Source organism: Streptomyces atroolivaceus (assembly GCF_000717025.1).
GTDB lineage: Bacteria > Actinomycetota > Actinomycetes > Streptomycetales > Streptomycetaceae > Streptomyces > Streptomyces atroolivaceus.
In genome coordinates this window covers 1-1,101 of record NZ_JNXG01000052.1, presented here as the reverse complement: position 1 = coordinate 1,101, position 1,101 = coordinate 1, and the positions used below count along the sequence as shown (strand labels likewise).

1 protein-coding gene is annotated in these 1,101 nt (G+C 75.7%); it reads left to right on the top strand.

Annotation, left to right across the window (positions count from 1 at the left end):
- On the top strand, positions 1-1,101 hold a 1,101-nt coding region (locus OO67_RS35350; protein WP_033305938.1), incomplete at both ends, for a polyketide synthase dehydratase domain-containing protein.

Sequence of the window (1,101 nt, the reverse complement as noted above, 5' to 3'; positions counted from 1 at the left end):
CACGACGGCGACGACCTCTACGCCGAAGTCAGCCTCCCCCACGACACCGACACCACCGGCCACACACTCCACCCCGCACTCCTCGACGCCGCCCTGCACGCCCTGCTCGTCGCCGATCCGGACGCGCCCCTGCGGGTGCCGTTCAGCTGGTCCGGCGTCACCGTGCACGCCGGTGGCGCCACCCGGCTCCGCGTCCGGCTGCGCCGGAACGGTCCGGACACCGCCACCCTTGCCCTGGCCGACCCGACCGGTGCCCCGGTTGCCGGGGTCGCCGAACTGGTCCTGCGTGCCGCGGACTTCACCGGACCGGCAGACGCCTCGGCGGGCGCCCGGGATCCGCTGTACGTGCTGCGCTGGCGGGAGGTGCCGGCCGAGCTGCCCACCGACGCCACCGTGCCGGCGTCATCGTGGGCGGTACTCGGGAAGGACGGCGCGGCCGTGGCCGGCCGGCTCGGCGCCCGTGCTCACCACGCCGACCTGGCGGGGCTGCGGGCCGCGCTGGACGCGGGGGCCCCGGTACCGTCCGTGGTCGTACTGCCCGTGCGGGAGCGGAACGACGACGTGCTCGCCGCAGCCCACGCGTCGGCGGAGGACACACTCGCCGTCGTCCAGGAGTGGCTTGCCGATGAACGGCTTGCCGACGCGCGGCTGGTCGTGGTCACGCGAGGCACCGTCGCGGCGGGCCGGGAACCCGTGGTCACCCCTTCGGCAGTGGCCGTGTCGACGGTGTGGGGTCTCCTGCGTACCGCCCAGGCCGAGACGGCGGGCCACTTCACGCTGGTGGATCTGTCCCCTGACCCGGCTTCCGACGGAGGCCCCGACGATCTCGGCGAGGGCGGCGGACCGGCTGCGGAGACAGGCCTGCTGCCCGCCGCGGTCGCGACCGGACAGGAACAGCTAGCGGTACGTGACGGCCTGTTGTTCGCGCCGGCCCTGACCCGCGCCGGCGCGGTCGCGCCCGGCACGGCTGCGGACGCGGCGGCCCGCGGGCGGAGCTTCGATCCGGAGGGGACGGTGCTGATCACCGGCGGCACCGGCGCACTCGGCAGCCTCCTCGCCCGCCACCTCGTCACCCACCACGGCGCACGCCACCTCATCCTC